Annotated in this window: 15 protein-coding genes; 13 read left to right on the top strand and 2 right to left on the bottom strand. The window is 72.2% G+C overall.

Going from position 1 to position 14,945, the window contains the following annotated elements; all coding sequences use genetic code 11:
- Positions 1-43: 43 nt before the first annotated feature.
- The 3 genes from ACLF3M_RS05415 to ACLF3M_RS05405 all read left to right on the top strand — a co-directional run bounded on the left by ACLF3M_RS05415 (position 44) and on the right by ACLF3M_RS05405 (position 3,042).
- On the top strand, positions 44-784 hold the full coding sequence (locus tag ACLF3M_RS05415; RefSeq protein ID WP_430655841.1) for an amino acid ABC transporter ATP-binding protein: 741 nt from the start codon (positions 44-46) through the stop codon (positions 782-784).
- 278 nt (positions 785-1,062) lie between these two features.
- Positions 1,063-2,640: a sensor histidine kinase gene (locus ACLF3M_RS05410; protein ID WP_430655840.1), complete on the top strand. Its 1,578-nt coding sequence runs from the start codon at positions 1,063-1,065 to the stop codon at positions 2,638-2,640.
- Positions 2,641-2,646: 6 nt separating this feature from the next.
- Positions 2,647-3,042: a response regulator gene (locus ACLF3M_RS05405; RefSeq protein ID WP_430655839.1), complete on the top strand. Its 396-nt coding sequence runs from the start codon at positions 2,647-2,649 to the stop codon at positions 3,040-3,042.
- Positions 3,043-3,264: 222 nt separating this feature from the next.
- Here the strand turns inward: ACLF3M_RS05405 and ACLF3M_RS05400 are convergent, their stop codons facing one another.
- A complete protein-coding gene (locus tag ACLF3M_RS05400; protein ID WP_430655838.1) occupies positions 3,265-4,158 on the bottom strand; it encodes a LysR family transcriptional regulator in 894 nt (297 codons plus the stop codon).
- A 141-nt stretch (positions 4,159-4,299) separates the two neighbouring features.
- On the opposite strand from ACLF3M_RS05400, the gene ACLF3M_RS05395 reads away from it, so the two are divergent.
- The 7 genes from ACLF3M_RS05395 (at position 4,300) to ACLF3M_RS05365 (ending at position 9,979) form a co-directional block, all read left to right on the top strand.
- Positions 4,300-5,268 carry a Bug family tripartite tricarboxylate transporter substrate binding protein gene (locus tag ACLF3M_RS05395; RefSeq protein WP_430655837.1) on the top strand — a complete coding sequence of 323 codons (969 nt, stop codon included), beginning with the start codon at positions 4,300-4,302 and terminating at the stop codon, positions 5,266-5,268.
- Positions 5,269-5,389: 121 nt separating this feature from the next.
- A complete protein-coding gene (locus ACLF3M_RS05390; RefSeq protein WP_430655836.1) occupies positions 5,390-6,412 on the top strand; it encodes an esterase in 1,023 nt (340 codons plus the stop codon).
- Positions 6,409-7,164: an SDR family NAD(P)-dependent oxidoreductase gene (locus tag ACLF3M_RS05385; protein WP_430655835.1), complete on the top strand. Its 756-nt coding sequence runs from the start codon at positions 6,409-6,411 to the stop codon at positions 7,162-7,164. Before ACLF3M_RS05390 ends, ACLF3M_RS05385 begins: the two co-directional genes overlap by 4 nt.
- Before the next feature lie 64 nt (positions 7,165-7,228).
- Positions 7,229-8,434 carry an acyl-CoA dehydrogenase family protein gene (locus tag ACLF3M_RS05380; RefSeq protein ID WP_430655834.1) on the top strand — a complete coding sequence of 402 codons (1,206 nt, stop codon included), beginning with the start codon at positions 7,229-7,231 and terminating at the stop codon, positions 8,432-8,434.
- The gene (locus tag ACLF3M_RS05375; RefSeq protein ID WP_430655833.1) at positions 8,427-9,428 is read left to right on the top strand and encodes a phosphotransferase family protein; all 1,002 of its coding nucleotides are present in this window, start codon (positions 8,427-8,429) and stop codon (positions 9,426-9,428) included. Before ACLF3M_RS05380 ends, ACLF3M_RS05375 begins: the two co-directional genes overlap by 8 nt.
- A 57-nt stretch (positions 9,429-9,485) precedes the next feature.
- Positions 9,486-9,797 carry a DUF6285 domain-containing protein gene (locus ACLF3M_RS05370; RefSeq protein ID WP_430655832.1) on the top strand — a complete coding sequence of 104 codons (312 nt, stop codon included), beginning with the start codon at positions 9,486-9,488 and terminating at the stop codon, positions 9,795-9,797.
- A complete protein-coding gene (locus tag ACLF3M_RS05365) occupies positions 9,797-9,979 on the top strand; it encodes a hypothetical protein (RefSeq protein WP_430655831.1) in 183 nt (60 codons plus the stop codon). Before ACLF3M_RS05370 ends, ACLF3M_RS05365 begins: the two co-directional genes overlap by 1 nt.
- Before the next feature lie 55 nt (positions 9,980-10,034).
- Here ACLF3M_RS05365 and ACLF3M_RS05360 read toward each other — a convergent pair whose 3' ends face one another.
- Positions 10,035-10,727, bottom strand: a complete 693-nt coding sequence (locus ACLF3M_RS05360; protein ID WP_430655830.1) for a winged helix-turn-helix transcriptional regulator — start codon at positions 10,725-10,727, stop codon at positions 10,035-10,037.
- Positions 10,728-10,859: 132 nt separating this feature from the next.
- Here ACLF3M_RS05360 and ACLF3M_RS05355 point away from each other — a divergent pair, with 132 nt between their 5' ends.
- From ACLF3M_RS05355 to ACLF3M_RS05345, 3 genes are all read left to right on the top strand, one after another.
- Positions 10,860-12,026 (top strand): acyl-CoA dehydrogenase family protein, encoded by a 1,167-nt coding sequence (locus tag ACLF3M_RS05355; protein WP_430655829.1) that lies wholly within the window; start codon positions 10,860-10,862, stop codon positions 12,024-12,026.
- Positions 12,027-12,192: 166 nt separating this feature from the next.
- Complete coding sequence (locus tag ACLF3M_RS05350; protein WP_430655828.1) at positions 12,193-13,143, top strand: Bug family tripartite tricarboxylate transporter substrate binding protein; 951 nt, start codon at positions 12,193-12,195, stop codon at positions 13,141-13,143.
- 203 nt (positions 13,144-13,346) lie between these two features.
- A complete protein-coding gene (locus ACLF3M_RS05345; RefSeq protein ID WP_430655827.1) occupies positions 13,347-14,255 on the top strand; it encodes an alpha/beta hydrolase in 909 nt (302 codons plus the stop codon).
- Positions 14,256-14,945: the final 690 nt, after the last annotated feature.

Raw genomic sequence — 14,945 nt, 5'->3', positions numbered from 1 at the left:
CCCGGCTTGACGCTGCCACCCGCGCGCCCGGACAGTCCCGGGGATGACGTTCCTCACCATCGAAGGCCTGACCGCGAGCCATGACGGCCGTGCCGACGTGCTGCGCGACGTCTCGCTCGCCGTCGGCAAGGGCGAGGTCGTCGGGCTGATCGGCCCCTCGGGCTCGGGCAAGTCGTCGTTGCTGCGCGCGCTGGTCGGGCTGCTGAAGCCGCGCGCCGGCCGCGTCACCGTAGCCGGCCAGGCCGTGGACTACGCCAGCCCGGCCAGCCTGCGCGCCGCGCGCGACCGCTTCGCCATTGTCTTCCAGCAGTACAACCTCTTCCAGAACATGACGGCGCTGCGCAACGTCGCCGTCGCGCCGGTGCTGGTGAAGAAGCGCAGCGCCCGCGACGCGGAGGACGAGGCGCGGCGCCTGCTGGAACGCGTCGGCCTCGGCGCCCGGCTGCACGCCTACCCCGACGAGCTCTCCGGGGGCCAGCAGCAGCGCGTCGCCATCGCCCGCGCCCTCGCGCTCCGGCCCGACATCCTGCTGCTGGACGAGGTGACCAGCGCTCTCGACCCCGAGCTGGTGACGGAGGTCCTCGACACCATCCGCGGCCTCAGGGAGGAGGGGATGACGATGCTGGTGGTCAGCCATGAAATGGCGTTCATCCGCGAGGTCGCCTCCACCGTCGTCTTCATGGATGCCGGGGCGGTCGTGGAACGCGGGCCTCCCGCGCGGGTCTTCGACGCACCGGAAACGGCGCGGCTGCGCGAGTTCACGGCAAAGATCCTGCGCCACTGACGCGGCGGGCGCGGCGGAAGCAGGCGGTCCGATGCAACCACCATCGGTTGAATCTGGGGCGGCTTGTGCAATAAGGCGGCTAGCCCTGGGCCACGATCCGCGCGATGCTCCGGCCCAAAGGACGATGCCACGCCAAGCCAGCCTCCTGCCGAGCAGAGCGACCGGGCCAGCCCGGCGGTCCGTCGCACCTCACGAAACCGTGGCAAAAACCGACATCGCGCATCGCGCGCCAGCGTCTAGATTGCCCTGCATTACTCGCTTGGGGGGCGATTCGCTCGATGTCAAACCTGGCTGAGGCAGGTCCCGCCGAGGCCACCGCCGGGGCACAGGCGCCGGCCGACACGCTGCTGCCCCTGCTGCACGGCGCATCGCACCTCGTCATCGGGATGGCCATGCTGGCGATCCTGGTCCCCTTCGTGATCGTGCTGGTCCGCCGCAGCGACCTTGTGCCGCGCCGCCTGGTCGGACTGGCCTGCAGCTTCCTCCTTGCCTTCGCCGTCGCCCTGCTGCTGGGGGCGCTGCACCAGGTCCACCCGGTGCCGGCGCTGGCTGTGGTCGCCAACGCCGTCGCCGCGGGCCTGGCCATCGTCACCGCGATCGCCGTCTGGCCCGCCCTGCCGGGCTTCCTCGCGCTGCGCTCGCCCGCCGTGCTGGCGCGCGAGGTCGAGGAACGCCGCGCCGCCGAGCAGCGCGCGCGGGAGAGCGAGGCGCGCATGGGCGCCTTCATCGCTCACCTCGCGGAGGCGATCTTCGTCTGCCGCGTCGCCCCCGACGGCGCGATGCGGATCGAGACCGTGAACCCCGCCTTCGAGCGCATCTTCGGCGTGCATGCCGGGCTGGTGCTGGGGCGGCTCGCCGACCAGGTCCTGCCCTCGGCGGTCGTGAACCTGGCCCTGCCGCGCTGGCGGGAGGCCGCTTCCCGCGGCACCACGCTGGAATTCGAGCTGACGGGCAACCTGCCGCGCGGCCGCGTCACCTGGCACACCGTCCTGGTGCCGATGCGTGGCGCCGATGGCAGGGTGGACCGCCTGGTCGGCTCCGCCCGCGACGTCACCTCGACGCGCCGACTGGAGGCGGGCCTGGTGCAGAGCGCGCGGCTGGCCACGGTCGGCACCCTCGCCGCGGGGCTCGCGCATGAGGCGAGCCAGCCGCTGAACGTCGCCACGCTCTGGCTGCGCCGGGCGCGCGCCGCCGGCGCCGAGCTTCCGACCGTGCAGCGCGCCAGCCTCGAGCGCGCGGTCGGCGTGGTGGAGGACCAGCTGCGCCGCGCCGGCGACCTCGTCGCGCGCATGCGCGGGCTTGCCGGCGACGAGACCTCGAACGGCGATCGCTTCGACATCGCGCCCGTCGTCGCCGACGCCGTGCGCATCGCCGCGGCGCAATACGGATCGGACGGCGTGCGCCTGCAGCTCGAGCGCGGGACGGAGCCGCTGGTCGTCCGCGGCAACCCGACGCGGCTCGAGGAATCGATGCTGCAGCTCCTCTCCAATGCCCGCGACGCCGTGATGGAGCGCCGCCGGATGGAGCCCCGCGCGCCGGCGCAGATAGAGGTCGCGCTGCTGCGCGACGGCGGCACGGTCTGCATCGAGGTCCGCGACACCGGCACCGGCATCGCCGATCCCATCCGGGACGCGATCTTCGACCCCTTCTTCACGACCAAGGAGCCGGGGCGCGGCACCGGCCTCGGCCTGCCCTTCGCGCTCGGTGTCGCGCGCGCCATGGGCGGCGGGATCGAGACCTGGAACCTGCCGGAGGGCGGCGCCTGCTTCCGCATGGAACTCGCCGCCGCCGAGACCGAGGCGCCGGCCGAGCAGGCCGTACCCGTCCCCGAACCCGTGCCCGACCCGGTGGCCTGACCGACGATGCTGCCGCCCCGACCGCACCGCATCCTCGTCGCCGAGGACGAGTCCCTCGCTGCCATGGCGATCGAGGAGGAGCTGCAATTCGCCGGCTTTGACGTCGTGCTCGCCCCCGACGGCCAGGCCGCGCTGGACGAGGCGCGGCGGCGCATGCCGGACCTGCTGCTGACGGATCTGCGCATGCCGCGGCTGGACGGGCTCGGCCTGATCCGCGCGCTGCGGGCGCGAGCGCCGCTTCTGCCGGTGGTCGTGATGACGGGCTACGCCCCGGCCAGCGGGTCGGAGGCCTTCAGCGCGCCGGGCGAGGCCCCGGTCTCGCTCTTCACCAAGCCGATCAGCCTGGACGCCGTGCTGACGGAGATGAAGCGCCTGCTGTCCGAGGCCGCCGAGCGGCGCTGACCGCACTGAAACCCTGGCGCCGTAAAGCCCTCTCCCCCGCTTATGGGGGGGCCGACGCACTGCGTCGGCGCCGGAGCGGTCGGCTTCCGCCGACAGCGCGCAGGCTAGGGTTGGGTGAGGGGGACGGGCAGGACGTGCCCCCCTCACGCATCCCTCTCCCCCCCTCCGGGTGGAGAGGGCGAGCGCCTGCGTCGGGCAGGCCGGTGACTACCGCCGCCGGCATCAGCCATCCCGCATCCCCTTCTCCAGCAGCGCGATCAGCGCCCGGGCGGCCGGACCCGGCTCCGCCCCGCGGCGCAGCAGCAGGCCCGTCGCGCGGTCCACCGCGGGATCGGTCAGCGGCCGCGCCACCAGCACGGGATGCGGCTCCCTCGGCAGCGCCAGCCGCGGCACCACCGCCAGGCCCAGCCCCGCCTCCACCAGGCCGAGGCTGGTCGAGAGATGCTCCGCCTCGTAGTGCCAGACCGGCTCGATGCCGCGCGGCAGCAGCGCGCGGTCCAGGATCAGCCGGTTGCCCGAGCGGCGGGAGACGCCGACCAGCCGCTCGCCCGCGAGGTCGGCCCAGCGCAGCGTGCGCCGCCGCGCGAAAGGATGGTCCTGCCGGCAGGCCAGCACGAAGGGGTCGCGCCGGAGCGTGCGGAAGGTGACCTCGGGGAGGGTCGCGCCTTCCATGCCGATGCCGAACTCCGCCGCGCCGGTCGCCACCGCCTCCGTCACGCCATCGGCCGAGAGGTCCATCGCGCGCACCCGCACCGCGGGGAAGCGCCGCGCGAAGGCCGCCAGCGTCGCCGGCAGGAAGTAGTAGGCGGCCGTCGGGATGCAGGCGATGGTGACCAGGCCCCGCCGCTGCGCCGCCGTCTCCCTGATGCCGAGCAGGCTTTCCTCGAACTCGTCGAGCAGACGCCGCGCGCGGGGCAGGAACTCCCGCCCGGTCTGGGTGAGCGCGACCCGGCGCGTGGTGCGCGTCAGCAGCGCGACGCCGAGCTCCGTCTCCAGCGCGGTCAGCCGGCGCGAGATCGCGGGCAGCGAGAGATGCAGCGTCTCGGCGGCCGGCGTCAGGCCGCGCGCCTCCGCCACGGCGACGAAGGCGCGGAGCTGGTCGAGGTCGATGGCCATGCGGGGCAGCGTGGCGTGGTCTTGCGTGCCACGCAACAATACTGCCGATCTTTGCACTTGTGATGATCCCCCCGTCGCGTCATACGGCGCGCGAGGAAGGCGTGCCGAACGGCGCGCGAAAGCCCCCGGGAGGTCACGACCATGCTCGATCGCCGCACGCTGCTGGCCGCGCTGCCGGCGCTCGCCGCCGGCCCCGCCCTCGCGCAGGACGCTTCCTTCCCGAACCGCCCGCTCCGCATCCTGCTGGCCTTCGCGCCGGGCGGCGGCACCGACCTCATCGCGCGCACGATGGCGAATGCGATGTCCCCCGCGCTCGGCCAGCCCGTGGTCGTGGAGAACCGCCCCGGCGCCGGCGGCAACCTCGCCACCGAGGCCGCGGCCGCCGCCCGCCCCGACGGATACACGCTGCTGATGGGCAACCACGGGCCGATGAGCGTCAACGTCTCGCTGTTTCCCGGCATGCGCATCAATCCCGAGCAGGCGCTGGAGCCGATCGGCCTGGTCGCCGACGCGCCGCTGGTCGTCGTCGTCGGCCCGAAGTCGCGCGCGCGGACCCTGCGGGACCTTCTCGATGAGATCCGCGCGTCGCGCGGGCGGTCCACCTATGGGAGCGCGTCGAACGGCTCGGCCAGCCACCTCGCCGCCGCGCTGCTGATGCAGATGACGGGGCTGGAGGCCGAGCACGTGCCGTATCGCGGCGCCGGCCCCGCGCTGACCGACGTGGTGGGCGGGCAGCTCGACTTCATGATCACGACGCTGCCCTCGGTGGTCGGGCTGATCCAGGGCGGCCAGGTGCGGCCGCTCGCGGTCACCGGCGACGCGCGGATGGCCGTGCTGCCGGAGGTGCCGCCTGTCGCCGATACCGTGCCGGGCTACAAGGCCACGGCCTGGTACGGGATCCTGGTGCCGCGCGGCACGCCGCAGCCCGTCAAGGACCGGCTCTACGCCGCCATGCGCGAGGCGCTGGGCAACCCCGAGCTCGTCCGCCGCCTGCGCGAGGAGGGCGCCGAGCCCTCGACACTCGACGCCCGCGGCTTCGCCGAGCTCATCAAGTGGGAGCGCGAGCGCTGGGCCGTGGTGGTCCGCCAGGCCCGCATCACGGTGGACTGAGCCCCGACTTCCTCACCCGCTCGCCTCACTTCTCCCTCCCCCGCCGTTGCGGGGGAGGGCTGGGGAGGGGGCCAATCCCGCGCCATACTCCGCCCGACATCACCCCGGGAGGAAACGACCCATGCGCCCCATCCTCGCCGCCGCCCTGGCGGCTGCGCTCGCCGTCCCCGCCACCGCTGAGCAGCCGCCGGTTTCGCTGCAGTCCTGGGGCAGCTTCCACGTCGGCGGGCGCGAGGTCGTTATCTCCGGCCAGCCCGTGCGCGAGGTGCTGTTCAGCCCCGGCGGCGTGCCCGCCCGCGTCGATCCCAACGGCACCTACCTCATGGGCATGATGTACGCGCAGTACATGATTCCCGCGAACCCGCGGGGCCAGGCGCCGCTGCTGATGTGGCATGGCGGCGGACTGTCCGGCGTGACCTACGAGACGACGCCGGACGGGCGCGAGGGCTGGCAGAACTTCTTCCTCCGCCAGGGCTGGCCGACCTATGTCAGCGACGCCGTGGAGCGCGGCCGCGCGGGCTGGACGCTGATCCCCGAGCAGACCGGCGGCCAGGCCATGGTGCTGACCGTGGACAACCCCTTCGAGCGCTTCCGCATCGGCGCCGGCCCCGGCAGCTTCGCGCGCAACGAGGTGCTGCCCGGCAACCAGTTCCCGGCCGACCGCGAGAGCTACCTCAGCTTCATGCGCCAGATCGTGCCGCGCTTCACCACGACGGACGACCTGGCGCTCGATGCCTATCTCGCGCTGCTCGACCGCGTCGGGCCGAGCGTGGTCCTCGCGCACAGCCAGGCCGGCCTGTTCGGCTGGCGCGCCGCGCAGGAGAGGCCGGACAAGGTGCGCGCGCTGGTGCTGGTCGAGCCCGCCGCGATCGGCGATCCCGCCAAGGTCGCCGCCCTGCGCAACGTCCCCGTCCTGATGGTGTATGGCGACTACATCGCGCAGGACAGCCGCTGGCCCGCGATCCGCGGCAACGGCGTGCGCTTCGCCGAGGCCGTGCGCGCCGCCGCCGGCAGCGTGGACGTGGTGGACCTGCCGGAGCGCGGCATCCGCGGCAACAGCCACATGATGATGATGGACCGCAACAACCAGGCCGTCGCGCAGGTCATCCAGGACTGGCTGGCGCAGCGGGGACTGTGGCGGTGAGCCTCTTCGCGCTAGAGGGTCGCGTCGCGCTGGTGACCGGCGCCTCGGGCGGGCTGGGACGGCATTTCGCGCGCGTGCTGCACGAGGCCGGCGCGCGGGTCGCGCTGGCCGCGCGCAGGCCGGACGCGGTGGCGGCGGATGTCGCAGCGCTTGGCGACCGTGCGATGGCCGTGGCGCTGGACGTGACGGACGGCGCGTCGATCGCCGCCGCGCTGGACGCGGTGCAGGCGCGCTTCGGGACCTGCGACGTGCTGGTGAACAATGCCGGCATCGCCGCGACGAAGCCCTTCCTCGATCACACGGAGGATGATTGGGACCGCGTGCTGGACGTGGACCTCCGCGGCGCCTTCGTGATGGGCCAGGCCGCGGCGAAGCGGCTGGTCGCGGCGGGGCAGGGCGGCGTGATCGTCAACATCGCGTCCATCCTGGCCGCGCGCGTGATCCCGGGGGTCGCGAGCTATGCCGCGGCGAAGGCGGGGCTGGTGCACCTGACGCGCCAGATGGCGGTGGAACTCGCGCGGCACCGGATCCGGGTCAACGCGATCGCGCCGGGGTATGTCGAGACCGACATCAACCGCGACTTCTTCGCCTCTGATGCCGGCCAGGCCGTGATCAGGCGCATCCCGCAGCGGCGCCTCGGCACGCTGGCCGACCTGACGGGCCCGCTGCTGCTGCTGGCGAGCGACGCCGGCGCGCACATGACCGGGAGCGTGGTGACGGTGGATGGCGGGCACAGCGTGGGGTCGCTGTAGGGGCTTCCGGCAGGCGGGCCAGCGCCTATCCTGCCGCCCGAAGCCAGCCACAGGTCACGCTCCCATGGACTTCTCCCTCCCGCCCGAGATCGACGCCGTCCGCCGCCGCGTCCGCGACTTCGTCGAAGCACGTCTCATCCCCCTCGAAGCCGACCGCGCCAACTACGACGAGCACGACAACATCCACCCCGATGTCCTGAAGCGCCTCCGCGCCGAGGCGAAGTCCGAAGGCCTCTGGGCGCTGCAGATGCCGGTCTCCCGCGGCGGCGGAGGCCTGCCGGTCACCGGCATGGCCGCGGCCTACGAGGAGATGAACCGCTCCATCTTCGGCCCCGTCGTCTTCAACTCCGCCGCGCCGGACGACGGCAACATGATCGTGCTGGAGAAGGTCGCGACCGACGCGCAGAAAGCCAAATGGCTCCAGCCCATCGTGGACGGCGCGGTCCAGTCTTCCTTCGCGATGACCGAGCCCGATGGCTGCGGCTCCGACCCCGGCCTGACCTACACGCGCGCGACGCGCATCGGCAACGACCGCTGGCGCATCGCCGGCCGCAAGCACTACATCACCGGCGCCGGCGTCGCGAAGCACTTCATCCTCGTCGCGCGCACCTCCGACGACGAGCGCAAGGGGCTGACCGCCTTCCTGTTCCACGCGGATCAGCCGGGCTGGGAGATCGTGCGGCGGATCCCGATCATGGGCCCCGAGGAACATGGCGGGCATTGCGAGATCACCTTCGACGGGCTGGAGATCCCCGACGAGAACGTGCTGATGGGCGTCGGCGACGGGCTGAAGCTCACGCAGATCCGCCTCGGCACGGCACGCCTCACGCATTGCATGCGCTGGCTCGGCATGGGCCGCCGCGCGCTCGAGATCGCGATGGAGCGCATCAAGTCACGCGACAGCTTCGGCATGAAGCTCATCGACCGCGAGTCCGTGCAGGGCCTGATCGGCCAGGCCGCGATGGAGCTCGAGATCGGGCGGCTGCTGACGATGAAGGCGGCCTGGGTGCTCGACCAGGGCGGCTTCGCGCGGAAGGAGGTCTCGATGGCGAAGATCGTCGTGGCCGACGCGCTGCACAAGGCCGTGGACACCTCGCTGCAACTGCTCGGCGCGCGAGGCTATTCCAAGGACACGCCGGTGGAGTGGATGTACCGCTACGCCCGCCAGGCGCGCCTGGTCGATGGCGCGAGCGAGGTGCATCGCATGGTCATCGCCAACATCCTCCGCCGCGAGGGCCAGGATTTCTTCGCATGGGGTTCGCGTGACTGAGGAGCAGCTGACGCGCCTGCGCGACTGGCTGGCGAAGGCGTCCGGCGACACGACGCTGCGCGTCGCCAACGCGAAGAAGCTGTCGGGCGGTGCGATCCAGCAGAACTGGGCGCTCGACGCCGAGACCGCGCAGGGCCCGCAGCGCTGGGTGATGCGCACCGACAGCGCCGCGACGCTCGCGGTCAGCCTGCCGCGCACGGCGGAATACGCGCTGCTGCGCGCGGCGCGGGATGCCGGCGTGACGGTGCCGGAGCCGCTGTTCTGCTGCGCCGACGCGGGCGTGACCGGCGCGCCCTTCTTCGTCATGCGCCGCGTCGACGGCATCGCCCTCGGGCCCCGCGTGGTGAAGGACGCGACGCTCGGCGGCGGGCGCGAGAGACTGGCGAAGGCGCTCGGCCGCGAGCTCGCGAGGATCCATTCGATCCGCCCTCCGCGCGCGGATCTGGCCTTCCTCGGCGATCCCCCGCCCGATGCCGCGGGGGCGGCCATCGCGGCGATGCGCGCCAGGCTTGATGCCGCCGGCACGCCGCGCCCCGTGCTGGAATGGGGGCTGCGCGCCCTCGAACGGACAGCGCCGGCGCCGGTGCCGCCCGTGCTGGTCCACAATGACTACCGCACCGGCAACATCATGCTCGACGCCGGCGGCGTCACCGGCGTGCTCGATTGGGAATTCGCGGCCTGGGGCGACGGGCACACCGATCTCGGCTGGCTCTGCGCGAAATGCTGGCGCTTCGGCAACACCGCGATGGAGGCCGGCGGCATCGGCCCGCGGGCCGCTCTCTACGCCGGCTACGCCGATGCCTCCGGCGCGCCCGTCGACGAAGGCCGCGCCTTCTGGTGGGAGGTCATGGCCCATATCCGATGGGCCGTGATCGCCGCCGACCAGGCGATGCGCCACCTGTCGGGCGAGGAGCGCAGCCTCGAGCTCGCGCTGACCGGTCACATCGTCCCCGAGCTCGAATGGGAGATCCTGGCCATGTCGGAGACATTGTGATGGCCGCCGATTCACGCCTCCGCGCGCTTCGCACGCTCCGACGATCGGGGCCCTGACGTGCTGGAAAAGCCCGACGCCGCGGACCTGCTCGCCACCGCGCGCGAGGTCGTGCTGAAGGAACTCCTCCCCGCGCTGCCGCCGGAGAAGACCTTCGCCGCGCGCATGGTCGCCAACGCCATCGCCATCGCGCTGCGCGAGGCCTCGGCCGATACCGCCGCGCTGCCCGCGATGGACCTCGTTGCGCTGTCGCGCGAGATCCGCGAAGGCGCGCATGACCCCGGCACGCCGCGTCACGCCGCGACCCTCGCCTTCCTCCGCGACCATGCGCGGCTCCGCGCCTCCGTCAGCGCGCCCAAAGCGCTCGGCTGATGCGCGAGACCGTGCTGGCGAAGGGCGAGACCGCGACGCTGGTCATCGTCACCACCGATACCGGCACCGAGGTCCTCGACGAGGAGGAGGAGGTCGTCGAGACCTTCCCCGACGACCGCCACCAGGAACTCCTGACGCGGTATCTCGCCCAGGGCTGGGAGATCGAGGAGGACGGGCCGTGACGGCGCGCTCCCGTTTTCGTGATCGCGGGCGGCCGGTTTAGGATCTGTAGCGGCCTCACGCCACCTTCCGCGGTTCCCGCGCGAAGGGGCTCAGCCCCAGCCACTGCTCCATGCTGCGCGCGACCTCACGGTCGCCGAGCAGTTCGACGCGGCCGCCCTCGAGCTCCTGACGCAGGCTCCGCACCCCCATCCAGACCGCCGTCAGACTGCGCAGGGGACCAACCACGTTCAGGTCCACCTCGAAGCCCGGATCCTGCTGGCAGAGATCGACGCCGCTGCCTTCCACGACCAGCCACCAATGCCGCCGGTTCGCCGGCAGCTCGGGGTACTCGAAATGGATCGTCACGCGCCGCGGCGGCAGCGGGCGAGGATCGAGGTTGCGCCGCATGTCCCACATCAGCAACGAGGGATCGAGGTTCTTCAGCGACAGCTGGCTCTCCACCCAGCGCTGCCCCCAGAAGCCGATGCCGAAGATGATGGGCTTCAGGTCCTGGCCCGCCGGCGTCAGCCGGTATTCCGTGACGCCGCGCGGGCCCGGCAGGGCCGCGACGATGCCCGCGGCCTCCAGCTCCTTCAGCCGCTTCGACAGCAGCGCCGGCGACATCCGCGGCACGCCGCGGCGGAGCTCGTTGAAGCGCGTGCTGCCGGCCAGCATCTCCCGCAGCACCAGCACGGTCCAGCGCGAGCAGATGAGCTCGGCCGCCATCGCCACCGGGCAGAATTGCCCGTAGCTGCCCCGCTCCTCCATGGCCTTTTCTCCTTCCCGACGCAGGCAGCCTAGCAGGGCAGGGGGCGCGGAAGGCAGTTCATTAACTGAACTGGAATTCCCGGGCCGCGCGGGATCATTGTGCCCGTGCCGGACTGAACGGGAGAACCCCCGATGAACGTCACCGTGACCACCGCCCCCCTGCTCACCGATCCCATCCTGACCGAGGGCCCGATCGCCGACCGCGCCCGCCACCTCGTCCCGCACCTCGCCGCCGGCGCGGCGGAGGCGGATGAGCAGGACCGCTTCGTCGCCGGCAACTACGCCCTGCTGAAGCAGGCCGGTCTGGTCGAGGCCGGCGTGCCGGCCGAGCTCGGCGGCGGCGGCGCCTCGATCCGCGAGTTGGCCGAGATGCTGCGCATCCTGGCGCAGGGCTGCGGCTCCACCGCGCTCGCCTTCTCGATGCACACGCACCAGGTCGCGATCCCCGCCTGGCGCTGGCGTCACCAGAAGCTCGCGGCGATGGAGCCGCTGCTGAAGCGCATCGCGGCGGAGCGCATCATCATCCTGTCTTCCGGCGGCTCCGACTGGATCGGCGGATCGGGCACGGCCGAGCGCGTGGAGGGCGGCTACCGCATCACCGCGCGCAAGGTCTTCTCCTCGGGCTCGCCCGCCGGCGACCTCATGATGACCGGCGCCGTGCTGCAGGAGGACGGCGCCGACCACGTCCTGCATTTCGGCGTCAACATGAAGGCGCCGGAGGTGAAGGTGCTCGACACCTGGCACACGCTGGGCATGCGCGGGACGGGGTCGCACGACGTCGCCATCGACGGGCTCTTCATCCCCGACGCCGCGGTGGCGCTGAAGCGCAAGGCCGGCGAGTGGCACCCGCTGTTCCGCATCATCGCCTCCATCGCCTTCCCGCTGGTCTATGCCGTCTATCTCGGCGTGGCGGAACGCGCGCGCGACATCGCAGTAGAGATCGCGCGCAAGCGGGCGCCGACGGACGACACGCTGCTGCTCGCCGGCCGGATGGACACGTCGCTGCGCGCCGCGCGGCTGGCGCATGAATGGATGCTCGCCGCCACCGACCGCAACGCCCCGTCGGAGGAAGCGGTGAACGACGTCATGACGGGCAAGGCGTTGGTGACGGAGCACGCGATCCGCACGGTGGAGCTTGCAATGGAACTGGCCGGCGGCGCCGGCTTCCACCGCCGCACGGGCCTGGAGCGGCTGTTCCGCGACATCCAGGGCGCGCGCTACCACCCGCTGCAGGCCGGCCCGCAGGCGCGCTACGCCGGCGCGATGGCGCTGGGCCAGGACGTCGCGCGGATCTTCTGAGACCCGTCTCGCCTGTCCCTCCCCCGGCTTCGCGGGGGAGGAACGGGGGAGCGGGACACGCGACAGGCCAGGCTGCCGCCCCGCATTGACGCGTCCGCGCCGCCGGTGCGATCCCTCCGGCCAACGCCGCCGCCAAGGCCGGCCCGTCCAGGGGGGAATCGCGTCCATGCCCATCGCCCGCCGCGTCGCCCTCGCACTGCCGCTTCTCGCCGGGCCTGCCCTGGCGCAGGACAGGCCTGTCCGCATCGTCGTGCCCGTCGCGCCGGGCGGGTCCACCGACACGATCGGCCGCGTGCTGGCCGAGGAACTCGGCCGCCGCGGCTTCGGCACCTTCGTGGTGGAGAACCGACCCGGCGCCGGATCCAACCTGGCCTATGCCTTCGTGGCAGCGCAGCCGCCGGACGGGACGACGCTGCTCATCGGCCTCGACAGCCTGACGGTGAACCCGACGCTCTACGCCCGCGTCGAATACGACCCCGTCGCCTCCTTCGCGCCGATCGTGCTGATGGCACGCATCCCGCACATCCTGGTCACCAACGACCGCAGCCCCATCGCGTCATTCGCGGAGTTCATGCGCATCGCGGAGGCCGAGCCCGACCGCCTCAACGTCGCGGTGTCCGGCATCGGCAGCGGCGGGCACCTGTCGGGCGCGGTGATCCAGCACCAGACGCGGGCGCGCTGGACGGTCGTGCCCTATCGCGGCGGCGCGACCCCGATCAACGACCTGCTGGCGGGCAACGTGGACGCGGCCTTCGTGACGCTCGGCGCGGTGATCGGCCATGTCCGCGGCGGGCGGCTGCGCGCGCTCGCGATCACCACGCCCGCCCGCTTCCCGCTGCTGCCCGACGTGCCGACCGTGGCCGAGGTCGCGATCCCCGGCTACGACGTGCCGAACTGGTACGGCATGCTGGCGCCGGCCGGCACGCCGCCCGCCACCATCGCGAGGCTCAACGCGATCATCAACGAGGCGCTGAGCGAGCCGCGCGTGCGCGCCACGCTGCTCGACAACGGCTTCGAGATCGTGGGCGGCCCGCCGCAGCTGCTGGGCGACCTCATCAGGGAAAGCCTGCCGCGCTGGGCCACGCTGATCCGCGCCGCTGGGATGCGGGCGGAGTAAGCGGAAACGCCGTCTCCGCCGCCCGCGCAAGCCCTCTCCCCCAGTTCTTATGGGGGAGAGCGCCGAAGCAGTGCTTCGTCGGGGTGAGGGGGACGCGCGAGGGATGCCACGGGCTCGCTTCTCTCGTCGCCCCCCTCACCCATCCCTCTCCCCCCTGCGGGTGGAGAGGGCTCGACCGTCGCCGGCTTTAGAGGAGAAGCCAGATGTCCGACTTCATCGCCGAGGACCACTGGACGCAGCGCGCCGACGGCGTGCGCCTTTCCGTCTACCGCAAGCGCCTCGCCACCGCCGCGCCCGATGCGCCGGTCTTCATGCTGGTGCATGGCTCGTCCTTCGGCGGGAAGAACGGCTTCGACCTGCAGGTCCCCGGCAAGCCCGGCTATTCCTTCATGGAGGAGTTCGCGCGCCGCGGCTTCGACGTCTGGACATTCGACTTCGAGGGCTACGGCCGGTCCCAGCGCACCTCGGGCTATTCCGGCTTCGACACCGCCGTCGCCGACACCGATGCCGCGATGGAGGTCGTGACCCGCATCACCGGCCAGCGCCGCGTCGCCTTCTACGGTTCGTCGTCCGGCGCGATCCGCGCGGCGCTCTACGCCGAGGCGAAGCCGGACCGCGTCGCGCGCCTGGTCCTGGATGCCTTCGTCTGGACGGGGTGGCAGGCGCCGACGCTGATCGCGCGCCGGCGCAGCATCGCGAAGTGGCGCAACGCCAACACGCGCCCGATCGACCGCGCCTTCTTCCAGACCATCTTCAACCGCGACCATCCCGGCACGAGCGAGGAAGGCGTTGCCGATGCGCTCGCCGTCGCCGAGCTCGCGGATGGCGACACCGTGCCGAACGGCACCTACCTCGACATGTGCTCCATCCTGCCGGTGAACGATCCCGCGAAGATCCGGTGTCCGGTGCTGATCCTCCGCGGCGAGCATGACGGCATCGCGACGGAGCGCGACCTGCTGGAATTCTACGAGAAGCTCGGCACCACCGACCGGCATTTCGCGGTGCTGCCGGGCATGGCGCATGTCAGCTACCTCGGCCTGAACCGCGCGATCTTCCATCACGCCGTGCACGCCTTCCTGACGGCGCCGGCAAGGGTTGACGATCAAGCCTAGCCCTCTCCCGCAATGCGGGGGACGATCAAACAGATAAAGTGTCAGATCGAACTCCCGCCTGCCCGGGCACGCCATCGCCGCGGTGACGCGCAGGGTAGGCGCTGGTCTTGCGTCGTTCGCTACTCGCCCCGGCGCCTCAGCCAGGCCGGAACGCCGCACTGCACATGCAGCACGCGCCGGACACCGAGGTGGTCGGCGTCACTGATGCAGGGCTGTATTTTGCCGCCCGTGCAGCACCCGCGCGTTGGGGATGCCGGCGGGGTCGCCGACATGCACGCCGACATGCGCGCGATGCGGATGGACGCGCACGGGCCGGCTGGACTCCGGCCGCTGGGTGCCGGCGGCGGAGCGCCGCCGCCAGAAGCTCGGCCGGCGTGCGCTCGCTGGCGCCGCTGGCCCGCCCTTCGGCAATCGGTCGCTGCATCTCGGCGCGCTGACCGTCACTGCTGCTGGATTTCGCTGGCCAGGGCAGGCGCGAACGGGCACAATAGGAACACAGACCTAAATGGTCCGCCCGCTCTTTGACCCCGTGAATCCGTCCAGCAGCCGCAGCCCTAAGCTCGGCGAGCCGATTTGTCCGAAACGCTCGGCCAGCGCCCGAGGCCCCGAAATCCCTGACCACACGCTCGGCCAATACCCCGGGAAGGTCCTTTTGTCCGAAGAACGCGATTTTTGAGCGTTAGAATCTTA

Origin of the sequence: Falsiroseomonas sp. HW251 (genome assembly GCF_050563545.1) — a bacterium.
GTDB lineage: Bacteria > Pseudomonadota > Alphaproteobacteria > Acetobacterales > Acetobacteraceae > Falsiroseomonas.
The sequence above is the reverse complement of the archived record's forward strand: the minus strand, read 5'-3'. Positions and strand labels throughout refer to the sequence as shown.

Excerpts from the sequence above, each read along its gene's own strand:
- ACLF3M_RS05415 (WP_430655841.1), top strand. The coding sequence starts at position 44 with ATGACGTTCCTCACCATCGAAGGCCTGACCGCGAGCCATGACGGCCGT.
- ACLF3M_RS05410 (WP_430655840.1), top strand. The coding sequence starts at position 1,063 with ATGTCAAACCTGGCTGAGGCAGGTCCCGCCGAGGCCACCGCCGGGGCA.
- ACLF3M_RS05405 (WP_430655839.1), top strand. The coding sequence starts at position 2,647 with ATGCTGCCGCCCCGACCGCACCGCATCCTCGTCGCCGAGGACGAGTCC.
- ACLF3M_RS05400 (WP_430655838.1), bottom strand. The coding sequence starts at position 4,158 with ATGGCCATCGACCTCGACCAGCTCCGCGCCTTCGTCGCCGTGGCGGAG.
- ACLF3M_RS05395 (WP_430655837.1), top strand. The coding sequence starts at position 4,300 with ATGCTCGATCGCCGCACGCTGCTGGCCGCGCTGCCGGCGCTCGCCGCC.
- ACLF3M_RS05390 (WP_430655836.1), top strand. The coding sequence starts at position 5,390 with ATGCGCCCCATCCTCGCCGCCGCCCTGGCGGCTGCGCTCGCCGTCCCC.
- ACLF3M_RS05380 (WP_430655834.1), top strand. The coding sequence starts at position 7,229 with ATGGACTTCTCCCTCCCGCCCGAGATCGACGCCGTCCGCCGCCGCGTC.
- ACLF3M_RS05365 (WP_430655831.1), top strand. The coding sequence starts at position 9,797 with ATGCGCGAGACCGTGCTGGCGAAGGGCGAGACCGCGACGCTGGTCATC.
- ACLF3M_RS05360 (WP_430655830.1), bottom strand. The coding sequence starts at position 10,727 with ATGGAGGAGCGGGGCAGCTACGGGCAATTCTGCCCGGTGGCGATGGCG.
- ACLF3M_RS05355 (WP_430655829.1), top strand. The coding sequence starts at position 10,860 with ATGAACGTCACCGTGACCACCGCCCCCCTGCTCACCGATCCCATCCTG.
- ACLF3M_RS05350 (WP_430655828.1), top strand. The coding sequence starts at position 12,193 with ATGCCCATCGCCCGCCGCGTCGCCCTCGCACTGCCGCTTCTCGCCGGG.
- ACLF3M_RS05345 (WP_430655827.1), top strand. The coding sequence starts at position 13,347 with ATGTCCGACTTCATCGCCGAGGACCACTGGACGCAGCGCGCCGACGGC.